Origin of the sequence: Clostridium sp. YIM B02500, from assembly GCF_022324665.1 — a bacterium.
Taxonomy (GTDB): domain Bacteria; phylum Bacillota; class Clostridia; order Clostridiales; family Clostridiaceae; genus Clostridium; species Clostridium beijerinckii.
The window spans coordinates 56096-74243 of sequence record NZ_JAKGTE010000020.1 but is presented as its reverse complement, the minus strand read 5'-3'; the positions used below and the strand labels follow the sequence as shown (position 1 = coordinate 74243).

At 29.5% G+C, this 18148-nt stretch carries 16 protein-coding genes; 1 reads left to right on the top strand and 15 read right to left on the bottom strand.

Annotation, left to right across the window (positions count from 1 at the left end; genetic code table 11):
• Window positions 1–40: 40 nt before the first annotated feature.
• The 12 genes from L1S46_RS16520 to nspC all read right to left on the bottom strand — a co-directional run bounded on the left by L1S46_RS16520 (window position 41) and on the right by nspC (window position 14064).
• Window positions 41–2671, bottom strand: a complete 2631-nt coding sequence (locus L1S46_RS16520; protein WP_238900446.1) for a molecular chaperone — start codon at window positions 2669–2671, stop codon at window positions 41–43.
• A gap of 73 nt (window positions 2672–2744) precedes the next feature.
• Window positions 2745–3443, bottom strand: coding sequence for a hypothetical protein (locus tag L1S46_RS16515; RefSeq protein WP_012060554.1), 699 nt, complete (start codon window positions 3441–3443; stop codon window positions 2745–2747).
• On the bottom strand, window positions 3440–4720 hold the full coding sequence (locus tag L1S46_RS16510; RefSeq protein ID WP_173714304.1) for a normocyte-binding protein: 1281 nt from the start codon (window positions 4718–4720) through the stop codon (window positions 3440–3442). Before L1S46_RS16510 ends, L1S46_RS16515 begins: the two co-directional genes overlap by 4 nt.
• A gap of 72 nt (window positions 4721–4792) precedes the next feature.
• Window positions 4793–6631 carry a PP2C family serine/threonine-protein phosphatase gene (locus tag L1S46_RS16505; protein WP_171787519.1) on the bottom strand — a complete coding sequence of 613 codons (1839 nt, stop codon included), beginning with the start codon at window positions 6629–6631 and terminating at the stop codon, window positions 4793–4795.
• 62 nt (window positions 6632–6693) lie between these two features.
• Window positions 6694–7542 (bottom strand): protein phosphatase 2C domain-containing protein, encoded by an 849-nt coding sequence (locus L1S46_RS16500; protein WP_012060557.1) that lies wholly within the window; start codon window positions 7540–7542, stop codon window positions 6694–6696.
• 11 nt (window positions 7543–7553) lie between these two features.
• On the bottom strand, window positions 7554–8054 hold the full coding sequence (locus tag L1S46_RS16495; RefSeq protein ID WP_012060558.1) for an FHA domain-containing protein: 501 nt from the start codon (window positions 8052–8054) through the stop codon (window positions 7554–7556).
• An 82-nt stretch (window positions 8055–8136) separates the two neighbouring features.
• Window positions 8137–8706: an FHA domain-containing protein gene (locus tag L1S46_RS16490; protein ID WP_012060559.1), complete on the bottom strand. Its 570-nt coding sequence runs from the start codon at window positions 8704–8706 to the stop codon at window positions 8137–8139.
• Window positions 8707–8866: 160 nt separating this feature from the next.
• Window positions 8867–9304, bottom strand: coding sequence for a DnaJ domain-containing protein (locus tag L1S46_RS16485; RefSeq protein WP_012060560.1), 438 nt, complete (start codon window positions 9302–9304; stop codon window positions 8867–8869).
• Window positions 9305–9408: 104 nt separating this feature from the next.
• Window positions 9409–9834, bottom strand: coding sequence for a hypothetical protein (locus tag L1S46_RS16480; protein WP_012060561.1), 426 nt, complete (start codon window positions 9832–9834; stop codon window positions 9409–9411).
• A 27-nt stretch (window positions 9835–9861) separates the two neighbouring features.
• The gene (locus L1S46_RS16475; RefSeq protein WP_012060562.1) at window positions 9862–10287 is read right to left on the bottom strand and encodes a hypothetical protein; all 426 of its coding nucleotides are present in this window, start codon (window positions 10285–10287) and stop codon (window positions 9862–9864) included.
• A gap of 57 nt (window positions 10288–10344) precedes the next feature.
• Window positions 10345–12522 carry a hypothetical protein gene (locus L1S46_RS16470; protein WP_012060563.1) on the bottom strand — a complete coding sequence of 726 codons (2178 nt, stop codon included), beginning with the start codon at window positions 12520–12522 and terminating at the stop codon, window positions 10345–10347.
• 402 nt (window positions 12523–12924) lie between these two features.
• Complete coding sequence (nspC, locus tag L1S46_RS16465; RefSeq protein WP_238900461.1) at window positions 12925–14064, bottom strand: carboxynorspermidine decarboxylase; 1140 nt, start codon at window positions 14062–14064, stop codon at window positions 12925–12927.
• Between the two features lie 265 nt (window positions 14065–14329).
• On the opposite strand from nspC, the gene L1S46_RS26365 reads away from it, so the two are divergent.
• On the top strand, window positions 14330–14458 hold the full coding sequence (locus L1S46_RS26365) for a hypothetical protein (protein ID WP_275297085.1): 129 nt from the start codon (window positions 14330–14332) through the stop codon (window positions 14456–14458).
• A gap of 16 nt (window positions 14459–14474) precedes the next feature.
• Here L1S46_RS26365 and L1S46_RS16460 read toward each other — a convergent pair whose 3' ends face one another.
• The 3 genes from L1S46_RS16460 to L1S46_RS16450 all read right to left on the bottom strand — a co-directional run bounded on the left by L1S46_RS16460 (window position 14475) and on the right by L1S46_RS16450 (window position 18133).
• Window positions 14475–15677, bottom strand: a complete 1203-nt coding sequence (locus L1S46_RS16460) for a saccharopine dehydrogenase family protein (protein WP_026888155.1) — start codon at window positions 15675–15677, stop codon at window positions 14475–14477.
• Between the two features lie 143 nt (window positions 15678–15820).
• Window positions 15821–16675 carry a polyamine aminopropyltransferase gene (speE, locus tag L1S46_RS16455; RefSeq protein ID WP_238858918.1) on the bottom strand — a complete coding sequence of 285 codons (855 nt, stop codon included), beginning with the start codon at window positions 16673–16675 and terminating at the stop codon, window positions 15821–15823.
• Window positions 16676–18133 carry an aminotransferase class I/II-fold pyridoxal phosphate-dependent enzyme gene (locus L1S46_RS16450; protein ID WP_238858919.1) on the bottom strand — a complete coding sequence of 486 codons (1458 nt, stop codon included), beginning with the start codon at window positions 18131–18133 and terminating at the stop codon, window positions 16676–16678.
• Window positions 18134–18148 lie beyond the last annotated feature (15 nt).

The window sequence follows — 18148 nt, the reverse complement described above, 5'->3', positions numbered from 1 at the left end:
AATAAATGCCTGACCAATATTTCGGTATTTTCACCTGAACCTATTTAAGTCCATCAAAGAAGTTTCTCTCCCATTTATCATTTTCAAAGTAGAAGAACTTTTCTTTCCCTATATAAAGTTCTTCTTCTTTTCTTAAAATGGCTAACACATAAAATCCCCATAACTCTTCTTCTTCCCATACAAAGAATTTCACTTCATTATTTTCTATATTATCTGTTTCGTGCTGATTTATATTTGGATATCTTTCTCCTATTTTCCTTGCGTTTGTCTTTTCTAATTCTTCCTCATTAAATTGATAATTGTATTCGTATTTCACATTATCATTGCTGTCTTTTAAATATAATTTAAGTAGAATTCTATCCATGAACCTAGAAATAAACCCTTTATTTATTTCCCTGCCTTTAATTAATGTTTTTTGCTCTCCAGCATGAGTGTAGGCTGTTAATAAATATGGAAGAGTAGGCTTTTTACTTTCTATATTTATATCTGCATAGCCAAAGTTTTTATCATATAGATATTTTAGAGCTCCTTTAAGACAGGATAATTTTAATTCATACTCCTCTTTAACTTCCTTTTTGCTCTTATTTATTTCAATTATTCTTCCAGGTATAAATTCTTTTAGTGCATCTCTAAATATATCTACCTTACATGATTGTCCTGTTAGTTTGATTAAAGAATAATCGTATAACTCATCATTTTCATATAACTTTTCTAAAAACTTCTTTATTATGTTGTAAACATCACCTTTTATTAAGGTTTCAATTTCATATATACTAAGAGTTATACTTGGAGCTTCCTTTACCACCTGTAGAGTCCCTTTGTTCATGTAAGATAATTTCCATTTATCAAAATTTATTATATTTTCATCTAAACTTGTCTCTTCCTTAGACGTTAATAAAACCTTTAAAATGTCTGGATTAGAGAAGAATAATTTCTTTACCTCTTCTGCTAGATCAAATAAGAAATAGTAATTACTTCTCACCTTACAGTAATCTTCTTTGCTTCTTGTTTCATATAGCTGAAATTTTGTTGGAATTACTGCTTCTGCCTTTTCGTATTCTTCATTTAAAGTTTCGTATAACTCATTAATTCCAGATTTATCTATGAATCTAAATATATCTATGTTAAATTCATCTATTATTGCTTTTTTTAATTCACTCTTAGAATTACTTAAAGCATTTGCCATTAATATTTTTATTAACTGCAATATTCTAAAAGTAAGATTATTTCCTCCAAAGTCCGTATCTCCATTTTCATAGGAGGTTTCTATATCTAATCTATAAGAGACTCTGCTATTTGATATGCTAAAGCTACAGCCAGTAAGATCAGTAGTTCCCCCTCCACAATCTATAATTAAAGCTTTATACCATTCGCCTTGAACGTATTTCTTCTTTTCAATCAAATCTGAAATAGTGTTATACAGTACAGCTGCACTTTCTTCTAATATATTTGAACTTTCAACGGTATAGTCACTTAAAACATCTTTAAATAATGTATGGAATTTATATTTTTGCTTTGATGGGCAGGATATATAGATATTTTTAAACTTACATTTAAATCTCTGCTGTGCTAAAGATATAATGTATTCTAGATATGCTTTTATAATGTCTTTTCTTTTTATAAAGGTAGTTTTATTCTTTACATCAATTACTTTTTCACTTTTTTCAAAGTCACTTATCCACCTCTTTATGTCATAAAAAAGACTCATCCCATCATCTACATATCTTCTTCTTGCCTCAAGCATTGCATCATGCCCAAAAGCGTATTCTATTTCATCTTCTTTTATATGCTTAACACCTACAATACTTGGTATAAGTGGTGTTATTTCTAAATCTTCTTTGCTCTCATTTATTATTTTTACGAATTTTACTTTATCATTTTCGTAATCTGCGTATTCCCGATTATCAGTTAAATTTTCATTTAAGCCTGGAAATATCTCTTTATCTATATAAATACCAGCAGTTGTATTTGATGTTCCAAAATCAATTGCAAGCGGCATTTTTGTCTCTTTTAATGGTTTTACTTCAAATTGTAATATAGGCAGCGAAGTAAACTTTATATTATAATCAACTTCTATATTATCTCCTTCATAAGTATCATAAATAGTCTCTGAATCCTTTTCCGAAAAAAATAGAAGACTATAATGCTTACTTTCAGATTCTCTTGCCTCTATATATTCACCTTTAGTTAGGAAGTATTCCTCTTTATTATTCTGTATCAATTTTTTAATGTTAAATATAGTGCAAACCTTATAATTACTGTCAACTAATAAAACATTACTCTCTTCTAACTTTTCACTGCTTCTTAAAATGTAATTATCATAAATTTCAAGAGCTAAGTTTTCATAAATAGTGATCTTACCTGGATAATCTATATACCTATTACTAATCACTTCTTTATTGCTTCTGCTTAAAAATCTTTCAACTCTTTCAATTCCTCCAACTAAGTAATTCTTTATGAGTTTACTTTCCTTTTCTCCTCTATATTTCATTATGAGTCTTATAAGTTCTTCTTTATCAAGAGGATTAATTATACTCTTTACTAACTTTTCTTTATTACATATTTCTCTTAATTGAAAAGTTGTCATGAGCCTTAGATTTTTTTCTTTATACTTACTTTTTTTAATATGCTCTTCATTTCCTTTATGCAACTTGTATGAATATAAACTCATCTTTATCCTCCTAAACTGTTAAAACATATGAAACTAGGATGTACTAAAATCAATGTCTTTATATTGATATGCCTTATTCAACCATAACTGCCTCATTGATTTTCATAGTGTCATTAAGTCCAATAATCCCAAAATGCTTATCCCAAAATATTAATGGCTTCATATTTATTGGTAAAAATGTATCTACTATAGAACTAACTTTATTTTCAAGTTCTACTTTTTTTATTTCATCTAGATAAATATAAATATTTTTAGGCTTTTCCTTGCTGGAATAAATTATGCTTTTTTTGAATATTTCCTTAAAAATCTTTTTAAACAATTGGATTGAAGTTCCTGTTTTATACAAGGTCATAAAGCCATTCAGCAATACATCTACTTCATCTTTGTTGAAATAAATTATATTTTTCTTTAATTTTTCTCCAAACACATTATCTAATATATCCTTATATAAAAACTTCTTATATATTTCTGTTTTACATAGTCCGCTTTTTAAGTCTAGTTCTCCTAAATAATGCAATAATATATCTAAAAGTGCTTCTCTTAACTCTTTGCTCTCTTGAAAATTTATATTAAACAAATCCTTAAAAATCTCGTAAAATCTATAATATTCATTTACTTCGATAACATTATCTTCTGGAAGAGAATTTGAATTTAAATTATCAAGAGCAATTTCCATATATGGACTGCATACATCAGCTTGAACAAACTTAATATCTTCTCTAGGAATGGTTTCTTCATCTGCTTTTAGAAGCACTTCCCAAATATAATTCATATCAATCTTCCTTCACACTTATATTCTGGATATATAAATTGAACTTCAGATACTAAGAAACTTAAAATATCTTTGTTTAAATAATTTTCCTTATCGGCTGGCTCAAAGTATAGAATAAGAGATTTTTTTATATTATCTTCCCTTATTTCATCAATAATAAAATCATTTACTTCATAAGTGTGCTTCTGCTCTTCTTTTGAACTTTCCATAAGTGAAATATCATGAAACTTTAAGTATTTTGAAGCCTTAAATGAATTTATAAGTCTTGCGAGCTCAGTCTTTGTTTTTATTGTGTATGATTTATCAAAAGCTAATTTATTAGAGAAGTTTATACTAACTTGATTAGTCATAAGTTCATACTCATATTTTTTTTGGTCGTTTTTATCAGGGTTAATAATACTCCACAAATTCCACTCTATAGAATCCTTAATGTTAGAAGATATTATTACTGATTCTTTTGTAAACATAGCCCAATTAATATCTGGATTCTTACTATCTATTAGATATCCGTTATCTTTTCCTTCTTTTTCAATTGAGATATCATGTTCGTACCCTACTTTATCGATACACGGCATTGGAAAACCGCTACATTTTATGCTTAATTCCTTTACGTTCCAAAGTGGAACCATATTATATTTAATGAACTTGCTATAATCCCCGAAATCTACCTCAATTTCAATTATCTCTTCATCCTCTTGAATTTTATCTTCGCAGCCAATTAAAAATAAATCTGCTATCTTATTAATATATGGATTATTAATTGTTGTCCATGCAATATTGCTGTTTATAAAGCTTTTATATAATCTCTCTATTTTGCTTTTATACTCATTATTTTCCTGAACTTTAAAGTGAGCTTCATAAGTTTTCTTATCTGTTTTTATTACTCCCTTTATATTAAAATTTCTACTGATAAATTCTTTAAAAATCAAATAATCACATTTAAGAAAAACCTTGAACAGCTTCTTGCTTTCTTTGGCTTCAAGCACTTTTAAAATTTCTTTAGTATCGTATACTTTTTCTTCTGTATCTTCTAATGACATAGGAAATAGAAATTCATCAGTTATATCAAGCCTGTCTCTTTTAACTATAGTTGAATAGATATTGTATTTTTCTTTTATATAATGTAATTCGTTAAACACTCTTTTTTCTAATCCATTAATTCTATTGTTTGAATGTTCCTCTAGCTCTTCAAATACACTATTCATTATTTTTTTAAGCATGATTCTGTCATTTAGATCTTTTATTTCACTTAATTTCTCATAAATTCTATTCTCCATATTTCCACCTACATTTACCTATTAGTTTATTTAGATATATCTATCTCAAAACTTAGCATTTTTTAATTATAATTATGACTTAGTAGAAGCCTTGTCTATAGCTGTGATTTTTTCCGTTACTTTAGCTACATTATCTGTATCTCCCAGGCTGTTATATGCATCCTTAGCTAAAAGATATAATACTTTTGCTGAAGCACTATCACCAGCTGCATATTTTGCATCAGCCGCCTGTGCATATTTATCAGCTTCACTTTTTTTATCTGAAGTTTCACTGATTTTTTTATCCATAAGAGCTATTTTGTCAACTAATTCATCAGCTAAACTAGTTTCATTAAGATCCTCAAATGATTTCTTAGCCAATTCATAATACATTTTTGCACTTACATAATCACCTGCTGTATATTTTAAATCTCCATTTTTTCTAAGATCTATAGCTTTATTTTCCTTATCTTCTGCAGCTTTTTTATCATCTTCTGCCTTCTTAGCTGCATCATCAGCTGCTTTTTTACTATCATCATCAGCTTGTTTCTTATCTGCTGCCGCCTTATCATCGTCAGCCTTTTTTTGTTTTGCATCGGCTGCTTTTTGATCATAAATTTTTTGAATTTTATCCATTGCTTCTTTTTTTTCATCTTTTAAGTAATAATCTACTGCTAAATCTTTTACATCTAGATAGTTTTTTAATGCACCGTCTAAATCATTATCATCGTACTGCTTATCTGCTAAAGTTAATAAATCAGCTACTTTTACACATTCTTTTGCAATATCTATTTTCTTTAATACATAGTCACTTCCAGCCTCTTCCGCTTCTCCTGACTTTTCTAAAGCTAGTACATATTTATCTAACGCATCATCATATTTTTTTCCTTCTAAATCTTTATCTCCATCTAATACTATTTCTGTGTACTTATAATCTTCAGTTAAATTATCAATATCATCTTTAAGTTTATATTTCTTCGCTGTATCTAAAGCTTTCTTATATTCCTCATCTGCTTTTTCCATATTACCGTTCTTTATATATTCTTCTGCATTTTGTTTACCTTCGTTAACAGACGCAATAGCATCCTGTTTTCTATTTTTATGAATTATAAATGCCCCTACTCCTATTGCTATAACTAAGAGTAAGAGTATTGCAACTATTATAGCTATTTTTATTTTCTTGCTTCTTTTTGGATCTATGTATGACTTTTCTACAAATGTTAATGCTAATGTATAGTTCTCAATTTCCTTTAGCTGCTTTGACAAAATCATTTCTTCAATATTATCAGTAACCTCTTTAGGTTCCTTTGCACCTTCTAGTGAATCCTCTATCTCCTTAGCATCGCAATTCTCCCATATTCCTTTTGTAAGAATTGCAAATGCATCTCCATCAGAAAGTTTAATTTTTTTTGATATATAAAGTTTATTTAAATTATCTTGTCCTAAATACGAAGAAAGATTATTTCTCTCAAAATGTTTTGACATTGCATCTGATGGAATCATTTCATCATCTACTAAATTTTGAGCTAACGACTGATCCTTACTCTTATACTTTAAATATCCATCCTTAAAGTAGTAAAATCTAGTATTTCCTATAACTGAATATATTAATTTACTATAATTAGTTACAACTACTGTAATTGATGCTTTTAATCTAACATTCCTACTGCTTCTTATTAACTCACTATTTGCATCCTTTAAGTATTTTCTTAGAATGAATCTATTCATAGTTGGCTTAGCTGTGAAATCTCTAATAAATGTAGTCACTGCAATTTTTGCGCTTTCTAATTCCTTATCTTCATCGATTCCATCAGCTACTACATAACATGCATAATTATCTAATTCAGCGAATGCAAAGTAATCTTTATTTTGTAGAAAAGTTCCTTCTTCTGATATAAAGCTTGTCTTAAACTTCGAGTTTAACTTTCTCATTATCGTCCACCCTAACTTAGTTTTATTAGTTTAAATAAATTTGGTTTTATCCTTAAAAGTTTTTATTTTTTACCGCAATATTTCATAAGCATAATGCTGCCATTGCAATTATTTTTATTATTATCTTTAACGTTCTCCATTATTTGCCCACAAATTTCATTTATATTAGCTTTTTTATTTCCTAAAATTCTTTCAATTTCTATCCATCTTAACCCTTCATATACTCCTCTGCTCATGAGTATTATTATGTCATTTTTTTGAATTTCAATTGGGGTTTCAGAAATTTCTATATCTCTAAACGATTCTTGTCCAATATAATATAGGAGTTTCTTCTCCTTTAGTGCATATAAAGCTTGGTCTTTTTGAATTTTCCCATTATAATATTGTTTTTTTGCTACTTCACTTATAGAATGACCGTTACTTAGTTTTACAAGTTCCTTATTTCTAAAAATGGCTAGCATAACGTCTCCAACTAGAGCGTAAGATAATAAATTATCATATATTATTACACTAAGTACACTTGCTCCGCCCTTATCCTTTTCGACTCTTTTTATAATTTCACGGCTGGCTTTATTAAACGCTTTCTTAAAAAAGTATGTTATCTTTTCCTTGTTTCCTTCCTCTTTAAATAACTTACTTATTGTTTTTACAGCCACAATGCTTGAAATTCTTCCTGCCTCATTTTTTCCTAACCCATCTGCCAAAACTGCCATGGTTCCATTTGATTTATTTACTACTTCTAAATAATCCTCTTGTATTTCTTCATTTCCAATAAATATTTCATTTGCTATCTCTAATTCTTGCTTATAAATTCTTCTTATTAGAAAATTTCGTGCTATTAGTAACAGGATTAATACTGCTAATAGTAAAAATATAAATTTCAAATTTGAGTAATCATTAATATTAATCATATTATATATACCTACTTATTATCTCCCCATTCAAAATGCTCTCCACAAAATGGTACAAAAAGAAATTTACTTTTACCAAGCTCAATTACATCATATGGTGACAATTCAGATGGCATATAAGCAGGTTCTTCATTTAAATAAGCAATACCTGATGAATCCCCAGGTAATAAGACATTATTATTTTTCTTAGGATCATATACGATTATTGCATGATTTCTAGTAGCAATGCCATTATCCCCTATTATTTGAATATCCATATCATCTGATCTACCGATAAAGTTTTTCCCACTTTTTATCTTATAATCCTTACCAACCCTTGTACCTTCAATACATACAAGCCATCCACAAACTGGTTCAATTTCTTGGTATAAAAGATTAGTTTCTATATCCATTTTTTCTTGAACTGGTTCTGGTCTTTCCTTTGTTGAAGTATCTATATTACAATATGGACATATAGTTCCATAACGCCTTTCACTAAACATATGACCATTGGGACATCTAATAAGACCCATTTACCTCACTCCATTTCATTTAAGTAAAAGTTAACATTTCAATGTATTTCCTATTAATTAAGTAACTTTTATTTTCCTTGGCTCATCTAAGTAAAAGTTTAACCTTAGAAATAAATAGAATATCTCCTCTTTTTAATTCACAAGGAGCATCTTTTACAATTCTATATTTTATATCATCAGCAGCTTTCTGGATTACAACTCCGGCATTTTCTGATAAATCTTCTACATACCATCTTCCTGACGCATAATTTAACACTGCATGCTCATTTTCTATAAATTTAGAGTAAATTGAAGTACTTAAATCTATAAGCATTTCATCACTCCTGCCATTCTTACCAATAAGAAATGATATTCGCTCTCCTATATCCCAATTTCTTATAATTTCATTTTCTTCGTTAACCAACTCAATTTTGCTTATATTACTTTCATCTTGCACTATTTCTTCTTTGTGCAGTTTCTTATATAGATTGGTAAATCCCCATATTCCAAATCCAATCACAATAATAATAATCAGTGTTCTTATATAAATTGATTGTATTGTGATATATGCAACTACGCATATTAGTGCAATTATTACGCCTATAAATACATTAATTATCTGTATTGTCACTAACAGCTTATTATTAAAATTCATATTATTTTCTTCTTTCAAAGTAATTCACTCCATTACTTCTTATTTATCTAATAGCTAGCATCTGTAACCATTCTCTTTTAAATTGAGAATTTAAGCTGCATGCTCTCAGACGATATCCCCTTTGAGGGTATCAGTTAAACTAATTTCAGAAAGAGTATAAAACTCTACCCGAAAAGCTTCACTTTATATTAAAAAAGCTATCAAACATTTTGCTTGTGTCTATTGGATTCTTTTCCTTTTTTAACTTTTCTTTATTAATATCATTGCTGTTTGCGTTAAACCCAAAAAAACTTTCAAAATATTTATTTAAGTTTTCTATACTTTCACCTTTATCTTGATATGTCCTTGTCTTATCTTCTCTATTTGATTTATTTTTTTTATTTTTTGTTTCTTGATTATTCTTTTCTTTAAATATTTCTTGATCATATTTTTTTCTTGATTCTTCTTTGCTTAAAACTTCATAAGCTTCATTTACTTCTTGAAATTTTCTTAAGGCATCCTTATCATCTTTATTTCTATCAGGATGATATTTCTTAGCCAAACTTCTAAATGCTTTTTTTATTTCATCATTACTAGCATTTACTGATACATTTAATACTTTATAATAATCTTTCACCTTACACCCCATCTTTTCAGAATGATTTTAGTGCTTCTACGTTATAGTAAAAGATTTTTCTTTTGGAACTTAACTCCAAAAGAAAAATCAATTTAATTTTAAGATTAAGCGCTATATCCGCCCTCTATTGTAACAGTACTTAGCTTGTCTTTCTTTTGTCTTACAACAAGTTCAAAAGTACCTATACCTTCAGTATCTCCAAATGTTTCTTTATAATCTACTACAAAGGCATTAGGATAAGTTATTTTTCTTATAATTTGATCTGCTGAAATTACTTCTACAGTTACTTTTCTATAACAGTCAGCTTTTTCAGCTGGTACTAATGACCATGTACCCATTTTTCTTGTGCTATCAAATGGATCTCCATCAACTGCTGTTAATATCTTACCTTTAATAACCATTGTACTTCCTACATCTTTTGATCTTGCATTTGAATCTTCTGGAGTATCTGTAATAAGCTTTACTGTTTGAACACTTTCTATGCTAAGATCTATTGTTTCTGCGCCTTCAATTTTAACTTTAAATCCCATTTGTCAAAGTCCTCCTTATTTTAATTTTTATTCAGCAAAACCGCCTTCAAATTTAACGCTAGCAGTTTTGTCCTTCTTTTGTTTAACATACAATCTAAATGTACCAACACCTTCTACATCACCAAAATCTTCTTCGTACTTAACTACAAATGCATTAGGTAAAGTAAATTGTCTTACAATTTGAGAAGCAGAAATAACATCTACTTTAACGTTTCTATAACAATCAGCCTTTTCTGCTGGTACTAATGACCATTGTGCTAGCTTGATTGTAGTATCTGCTGCCTCCCCATTTACTGGTGTCAAAATTTTACCAGCGATTTCTAATGTTGTTCCTAAGTCTGTTGAACGTGCATTAGAATCATCTGGTGTATCTGTTTTAAACTCTACAGTTTCAATACTTTCGATGTTTAAATCAATACTTTCTGCGCCCTCAACTTTTACTCTAAATCCCATTTTTGAGCCTCCCTTTATTTTTATTTATAATTAAAATAGATTTTTAATCTATTATAATTAGCCAACTTGACTGTGTGCATCATTACGTGTAATCTCAACTTCTAAGTTCTTAACGTTACCGTTAAATACTAAGTCAATATTACATGTTCCATTCTTTTCATTTATTACAAAGTTAATATCATCACCATCTTTTACTATGGCATTAGTATATTCTTTATGAGCCACCCACTTACTCTTAACACTAGTAGGATTATTGCTAAAGAATTTAATAATATTATCTTCTTTGAAATCATTAGTATAGAATCTTAATATTCTTTCTATATATGTTGTTACTAGTGTTTTATATATTGATTCAAAATCATTTTCAGTAGCTTGTAAGCTTCTAGCTTTATAAACAGTAATTTGTTTTATATCTTTACCTTCAAGCTTTGCATTTTCAGATGAAAAGACAAAACCGAAATTTTTTCTATTTATTGAATTTTTAATTTCATTTGTAAAACCAGATATTTCCTTTGCCAAAGTAGTTGTTATCTTTAAGGCATTAGAACCTGATTCTATATCAAATCTAACTCCTGGATATTCGCTATATATATCTCTAAAATGCTCTCTTAAATACTCTGGGCATTGGTATGCAGCCACAATTCCAGCTGCTATATATGAACTTCCAATATAGACTCCTTCAATCCAAAGTTTTAGAATATCTTCTTTTTCTTTAGATAACTCTGCAGAGCCTTCTTCAGAAAGTACCATTCTTTTATCTAATACAACTCCAGACTTTTCCTTTGGAATAACTGTGAAATTAGGTACACATGGAATTGCAAATTCACTATAAGTGTTATGCATAAGTGGCTCACATTTATCCACAAACTTTTCAATTCCGGCTGTTGCTACATGGTTAAAAGTAGTATCTTCTCTTGGTTCAAAACTAAAGAATATTTGTACGCGATACTTTTGAACTGTATCTAAAAGCATTGCTAAATCTTCCATAGAGTTTGAATCTGTCTTCTCCACTTGCTTATTGGCTTTAAATCTTTCTCTTCTAACCTTATTTTTACTTTGACCTTCAAGCTCAATTGATGGAACTACTCCAAACCAAATTGTGTTGTCAAAGTCATTTTTATCATTTACTGAGCTTAAATAAGTATTTAATCTTGGTAAATTTTGAGCATTTACTAATCTGCTAAGCTTTGTATTTGTAACTAACAAACTTGGCTTCATTCCTTTGTTCTTTGTCTTGTATTGATCAAAAAACATTTTTACACCTAATATCTTTTCTATTAATGGCTTAACTGTCTTTATAAAATCATCCTTAGATGTTTTGTAGAAATCTAAATATGTGTTATAATTGCTTACTTCTACCCCTAAATCAACAGAGCTTTCCATAGTAGATGCTAAAGGACAGAAAGTTCTTACTACTAAACTTTTTACATACTCTGACTTCACTTCATTTACTTCATCATAATCATCTTCAAAAGCTTCAATAAGTCCCATATTGGCTTTATCATCTATAGCAATCAATGATGTTTCTTCTACCTTTGGAGCTTCTAATACTTTTAACTCTCCATCTTCTCCCATGCTTAAGACGCCTAGTTTAAGAGGTTCGTTTGAATTATTCTTATCATCTCCTCCAAGAAGTAACCTTGTTTTTATATCTTCAATAGCAAGTGGCAACATTGCCATTATGTTATTATAGTTTGAGCTAGCTTCTTCAAACATGACATTAAGCTTGTCCCCTAGATCAAGTTTACTTGGATCTTCATCATCTAAAGCTTCATATTGGCTATATGTATATTGAATTTCCTTTCTGGTTTGTTTTATATCATCCATTACTTTTTTAGGTGATATCATATCCAATAGATTTTCAAATTTAAAATCTACATTAGCAATCCCTTGAGCTCTCTTTGTGTCAATTAATGTGAATAACATTTTTAAGAAATCATTAGACTTATTAATTGGAATTTCTGTTATTAGTTCACTTGGAAAGTTCTCAGGCTTTTTTAACGTATACATTACTTTTTGATTAGTCGCATTATAGAAAGAATATACAACTGGTGAGAACTTATCCAAAAATTCATCAAAACTATTAACTAAAAGAAGTTCATTAATTTCTTTTATCTTATCGTCGTTTAAGCTGTTTAACCCTTTTGTATCACCTACTATAGTAATCAAATCTAATTTTTCAGGGTTTATTTCCTCAAATAATATTGTTCTATTTGTTTGATTTATGACATCCACTTTATAATCCTCCTATATTGTAAAATTACTTTTTAATCGAATTCGTTTAATATGATCCCTCTTACCCCACTATCAGTAGTTTTGCATTATTATTTATCCCTAATAATATTTTTACATATTAACGAAATTATGTAAATTAACCCAGAACAAAACGTACATATTTAGGAATAAAACGCCAATATTCAGGAACAAAACGCATTTTGCCCTCTTTTCAGCTTAAATATTCTTTTAATTCTATGATATGTACGTTTTATTCTTTTTCTATTGTATTTTAAGTTAATATAATATATAATTTATTATTAAAAAAACAGCTGTCTAAAAGCAGGAATAAAATCCTATTTTTAGACAGCTAATTTATGTTTATTTTTAATTATATTTTTAAAACTTTAACCAAATTATAATTTATAATCTAGCTTTAAAATCTTCATATCCAAATTCTTTTATTACTTCAATACCTTTTTCTTCACTATATTTTACAATTGCAGGAAGATTAACTCCATTAAAGGTATTATTTTTAACCATTGAGTAAATAGCCATATCGCAAAATACAAGTTTATCTCCTGGCTTTAAAGGTTTTTTAAATGAATAATCTCCTATAATATCACCTGCAAGGCAAGTAGGTCCACCAAATCTATAAGTAAATTCGAATTCATTTGGCTTTCCGGCACCTATTATGTTAGGTCTGTATGGCATTGCAAGTACATCTGGCATATGACATTCCGCTGAAGTATCTAGTATAGCTATATTCATTCCATTTTTCATAGTATCTAATACTGTTGATACAAGGAATCCTGTATTTAAAGCAATAGCTTCACCTGGCTCAAGATATACTTGTAGTCCATATTTATCTTTTATAAATTTAATAGATCTTATTAGTGTTTCTATATCATAATCTTCCCTAGTAATATGATGACCACCACCAAAGTTAATCCACTTCATTTTCTTGATGTACTTTCCGAATTTTTCATCCACCACTTTTATTGTACGTTCAAGGGTATCTGAATTCTGTTCACACATTGTATGAAAATGCAATCCATCTATACCTTCAAGATTTTCTTCTTCAAAGTTAGCCAAAATAACTCCCATTCTTGAATTTTCAAAACATGGATTATATATATCTGTTTCTATCTCTGAATACTCAGGGTTAATACGAATAGCACATTCGATTTTCTTTCCTTTAAAGTTTTTGACTTTATCCTTATATTTTCTCCATTGACTAAATGAATTAAATACTATATGATCGCTATATTTCATTATCTCATCAAATTCATCTTCTCTATATGCAGGAGAATAAATATGTACTTCCTTCCCCATCTCTTCGTATCCAAGTCTAGCTTCATGAAGAGAACTTGAAGTAACTCCTTTTAGATATCTTCCAATCAGTGGGAAAGTTGAGTACATAGAGAACGCTTTAGTTGCCAGAATAATATTGGCACCTGTTTCCTTTTGTACATAATCTAAAGTCTCCAAATTCTTCTTAAGAAGTCTCTCATCAACCAAATAACATGGTGATGGTAATTTGCTTAAATCTATATCTTTCATTAAATCACCAAACCTTTTTCTAGTTATAAAATTACAGTAAAAAGTAAGAATGAAAGCCACAGCTTTTCGTGAAAATAAACTAGTTCCAAGAAACTCTACTTAAGACTTTATTCTTATTTTTTCGTTCATATAATAATTTACTAATTTAGTTTAATAAATTAGTATCTAAATCATTCTTAATCTCAGAAAGGGCAGGTACTCTTTTGTGCAGTGTTGCATTTAGAAGATGGCTGTAGGTATTTCTTAATTAGAAGTTGTTCCAAATATGCTAGTTCAAAGCTTGCCTTTGAAACCAGCATTTTGGGATGCAACTTCTAATGTTAGAAATCCGCAGCCATCTTCTATAGCAACCGAAACAACAGAGTACCTGCCCTTTCAGTCCGTTATTACATAATTAAAATACTCACAATTTATTCAACTAAAGTTGGATCAAAACTTTCTTTCCATGGTAATCCCCATTTATTTAATTCTTCCATAAATGGATCTGGATCAAATTCTTCTATATTATATACTCCTGGTTTCTTCCATAGACCTCTTAATACTAAACTTGCGCCTATCATAGCTGGAACTCCAGTTGTGTAAGAAATTGCTTGAGATCCAACTTCTTTATAACATTCTTCATGATCACAAACATTATATACATAATAAGTTTTATCTTTTCCATCTTTCTTACCTTGGAAGATACATCCTATATTAGTCTTTCCTTTAGTTCTTGGACCTAATGATGCAGGATCTGGTAATACTGCTTTAAGGAATTGTAATGGTACTATTTGCTTTCCTTCAAATTCAATTGGTTCAATTGAAGTCATACCAACATTCTCAAGTACATTTAAATGTGTTATATACTTTTGTGAGAATGTCATCCAGAATCTTATTCTCTTAATTCCTTTAATATTTATACCTAAAGATTCTAATTCTTCATGATGTAATAAATACATATCTTTTGGTCCGATTTCTGGGAAATCATAAACTCTCTTTATTTCAAGAGGTTCTGTTTCTATCCATTTCCCCTCTTCCCAATAACTTCCTGGAGCTGTAATTTCACGAATATTGATTTCTGGGTTAAAGTTAGTTGCAAATGGATAACCATGGTCACCAGCATTAGCATCTAATATATCTATATAATTTATTTCATCAAAATAATGCTTTTGAGCATAAGCACTAAATACACCAGTAACCCCTGGATCAAATCCACTTCCAAGTAATGCAGTTAAACCTGCCTTTTCAAATTTTTCTCTATATGCCCATTGCCACTTATATTCAAATTTTGCTGTATCAAGTGGTTCATAGTTAGCCGTATCTACATAATGAACTTTTGTTTCTAAACAAGCATCCATAATTGTTAAGTCTTGATAAGGAAGTGCAAGATTTATAACAACTTCTGGTTTAAATTTATTAATAAGTGCTACTAATTCTGGGACATTATCAGCATCGACCTTTGCTGTTTGTATTTTTGTCTTAGTTTTTCCTTCTAATGAAGCTTTTATTGCATCACACTTTGATAAAGTTCTACTAGCGATACAAATTTCCTCGAACACCTCTGAATTTTGACAACATTTATGAATAGCAACGCTAGCAACACCACCAGCGCCAATAATTAAAGCTTTTCCCATTCCAATTCCTCCAATTTCTTTATAAAATGAAACTTTTCAGACGGAGCTTTATGCTCCAGCTGAATTTAGACTATTGACTTATTATTTTTTGATTATCTTCAAGTCATGAACAAAAAATTTAATTGTATTATCTGATAATTTTTCTAATCAGTAAGTCCATTTAACATATCTCTAACGTAAGTTGGAAGTGCAAAGCACCCTACATGAAGATCTGTATTATAATATTTTGTTTTTATCCCTAACTTATTCCAAGCTTCTGCATCAAAATCCTTTATAGGGTGATACTTTTTTGAAGCAAATCCAAATAACCAATGTCCTGATGGATATGTTGGAATATGTGCTTGATAGACCCTAATGATTGGAAAAAATTTCGTTATTTTTTCATGAGCTTCTTTCATTGCAGCTGCATCATTATCATAGTATGGACTTTCATGTTGATTAACTAAAATTCCATCTTCTTTTAACGCTTTATAGCAATTTCCATAAAACTCCTTAGTAAATAATCCTTCTCCTGGTCCAAACGGATCTGTTGAATCAACTATGATTAAATCATATTCATTCTCTTTATCTCTTATAAATTTCAAACCATCTTCATAGAATAAATTAACCCTTTTATCATTAAGCTTACATGATGTTACTGGAAAGTATTCTCTGCAAATATCAACAACTCTTTTATCAATTTCAACCATATCTATCTTTTCAACTGTACTGTATCTTGTAAGTTCTCTTATTGTTCCACCGTCACCAGCGCCTATAACTAAAACATTCTTAATATTTGGATTAGTTGCCATTGGTACATGAACTATCATATCATGGTAAATAAATTCATCTTTTTCAGTTACCATCATTAATCCATCTAATGTAAAAAACCTTCCGAATTCCTTAGCTTCAAGTACATCTATTCTTTGGAATTCAGTTTTTTCAGTATGTATTTCTTTTTCAACTTTAATTGAAAATCTTACATTTTCTGTGTGTTGTTCTGTATACCATAATTCCATTTACTTGTCCTCCACAATATTAATATTCTCAATTTTAGTGTCTTCCGTTCCAGTTAAAAAGCAGCCTTTTTCTTTTGCATAATTTATGTAGTCTAATATTTCTTTTGTTATTTTTTCTCCTGGAGCAAGAATTGGTATTCCTGGTGGATAACACATTACAAATTCAGCACATATTTTCTCATTGCTTTCATTTAGCGGCACTGAAGTTTTTTGAGAATAAAATGCTTCCTGAGGAGTTAATACAACTTCAGGATCTATATACTCATGATCAAACATTCCAATTTTGTCTTTTGAATGCAATCTCTTAATTTCAGATAATGAAGATATTAATCTTTCAATTGCAAGACTACGATCGCCAACAGAAATAATAGCTAAAATATTCGCAATGTCTCCCAATTCAATTTGTATACCATACTCATCTCTTAATAGATCATATACTTCTATTCCAGCGAGACCTATTTCTCTAGTGAATACAGATAACTTTGTTATGTCAAAGTCATACACAGAATCATTATCAATTAATTCCTTTGAAAAAGCATAATAACCGCCTATTTTATTTATTTCTCCTCTAGCATATTCAGAGATTTGCTTTACTTTATCAAAAATTTCTTTTCCATGTAATACAAGATCTCTTCTTGCCAAATCAAGTGATGACATTAAAAGATATGAACCACTTGTTGTCTGAGTCAAATTAATTATTTGACGAACATATCCTATTGCTAAATCACAATTTAAGAGTAGAAAAGAACTTTGAGTTAAAGATCCTCCAGTCTTATGCATACTAACTGCTGCCATATCTGCCCCAGCATCAACTGCTGATAAAGGCATATTGTCACCAAAATAAAAATGTGTTCCATGAGCTTCATCTACTAATACGTACATTCCATTTTCATGGGCAAGTTTCGTAATTTCTTTTAAATTTGAACAAATCCCATAATAAGTAGGATTATTTACAAATATCGCTTTTGCGTCTGGGTTTTCTCTAATTGCTTTTTTTACATCTTCAACTGACATCCCAAGTGGTATTCCAAGTTGTTTATTTGTTCCTGGATTTATATAAACCGGAATTGCTCCGCTAATTATTAAAGCATTTATAGCACTTCTATGCACATTACGAGGCATTATAATCTTTTCACCTTTTTTACATACACTCATAACCATAGCCTGAACTGCAGAACTTGTTCCATTAACCATTAAAAATGCGTGTTTAGAACCAAATGCATCAGCCGCAAGCTCCTCAGCTTCTCTTATAACCGATACCGGGTGAATAAGATTATCGAGTGGTTTCATTGAATTTACATCTACTGAAAGACATTGCTCTCCCAAGAATTCCCTAAGCATATCGTTTCCTCGGCCCTGCTTATGACCTGGTACATCAAACGGAACCACTCTAGCTTTCTTATATTCTATTAATGCTTCATAGATTGGTGCTCTTGAGTGGGATTCTTTGTTTTTCATCGTATACATCCCTCC

Coding starts and splice junctions, on each gene's coding strand:
- L1S46_RS16460 (WP_026888155.1), bottom strand. CDS start 15,677: ATGGGAAAAGCTTTAATTATTGGCGCTGGTGGTGTTGCTAGCGTTGCT.
- L1S46_RS16495 (WP_012060558.1), bottom strand. CDS start 8,054: ATGGGTCTTATTAGATGTCCCAATGGTCATATGTTTAGTGAAAGGCGT.
- L1S46_RS16500 (WP_012060557.1), bottom strand. CDS start 7,542: ATGATTAATATTAATGATTACTCAAATTTGAAATTTATATTTTTACTA.
- L1S46_RS16480 (WP_012060561.1), bottom strand. CDS start 9,834: ATGGGATTTAAAGTTAAAATTGAAGGCGCAGAAACAATAGATCTTAGC.
- L1S46_RS16510 (WP_173714304.1), bottom strand. CDS start 4,720: ATGGAGAATAGAATTTATGAGAAATTAAGTGAAATAAAAGATCTAAAT.
- nspC (WP_238900461.1), bottom strand. CDS start 14,064: ATGAAAGATATAGATTTAAGCAAATTACCATCACCATGTTATTTGGTT.
- speE (WP_238858918.1), bottom strand. CDS start 16,675: ATGGAATTATGGTATACAGAACAACACACAGAAAATGTAAGATTTTCA.
- L1S46_RS16450 (WP_238858919.1), bottom strand. CDS start 18,133: ATGAAAAACAAAGAATCCCACTCAAGAGCACCAATCTATGAAGCATTA.
- L1S46_RS16505 (WP_171787519.1), bottom strand. CDS start 6,631: ATGAGAAAGTTAAACTCGAAGTTTAAGACAAGCTTTATATCAGAAGAA.
- L1S46_RS16515 (WP_012060554.1), bottom strand. CDS start 3,443: ATGAATTATATTTGGGAAGTGCTTCTAAAAGCAGATGAAGAAACCATT.
- L1S46_RS16520 (WP_238900446.1), bottom strand. CDS start 2,671: ATGAGTTTATATTCATACAAGTTGCATAAAGGAAATGAAGAGCATATT.
- L1S46_RS16475 (WP_012060562.1), bottom strand. CDS start 10,287: ATGGGATTTAGAGTAAAAGTTGAGGGCGCAGAAAGTATTGATTTAAAC.
- L1S46_RS26365 (WP_275297085.1), top strand. CDS start 14,330: ATGCTAGTTCAAAGCTTGCCTTTGAAACCAGCATTTTGGGATGCAACT.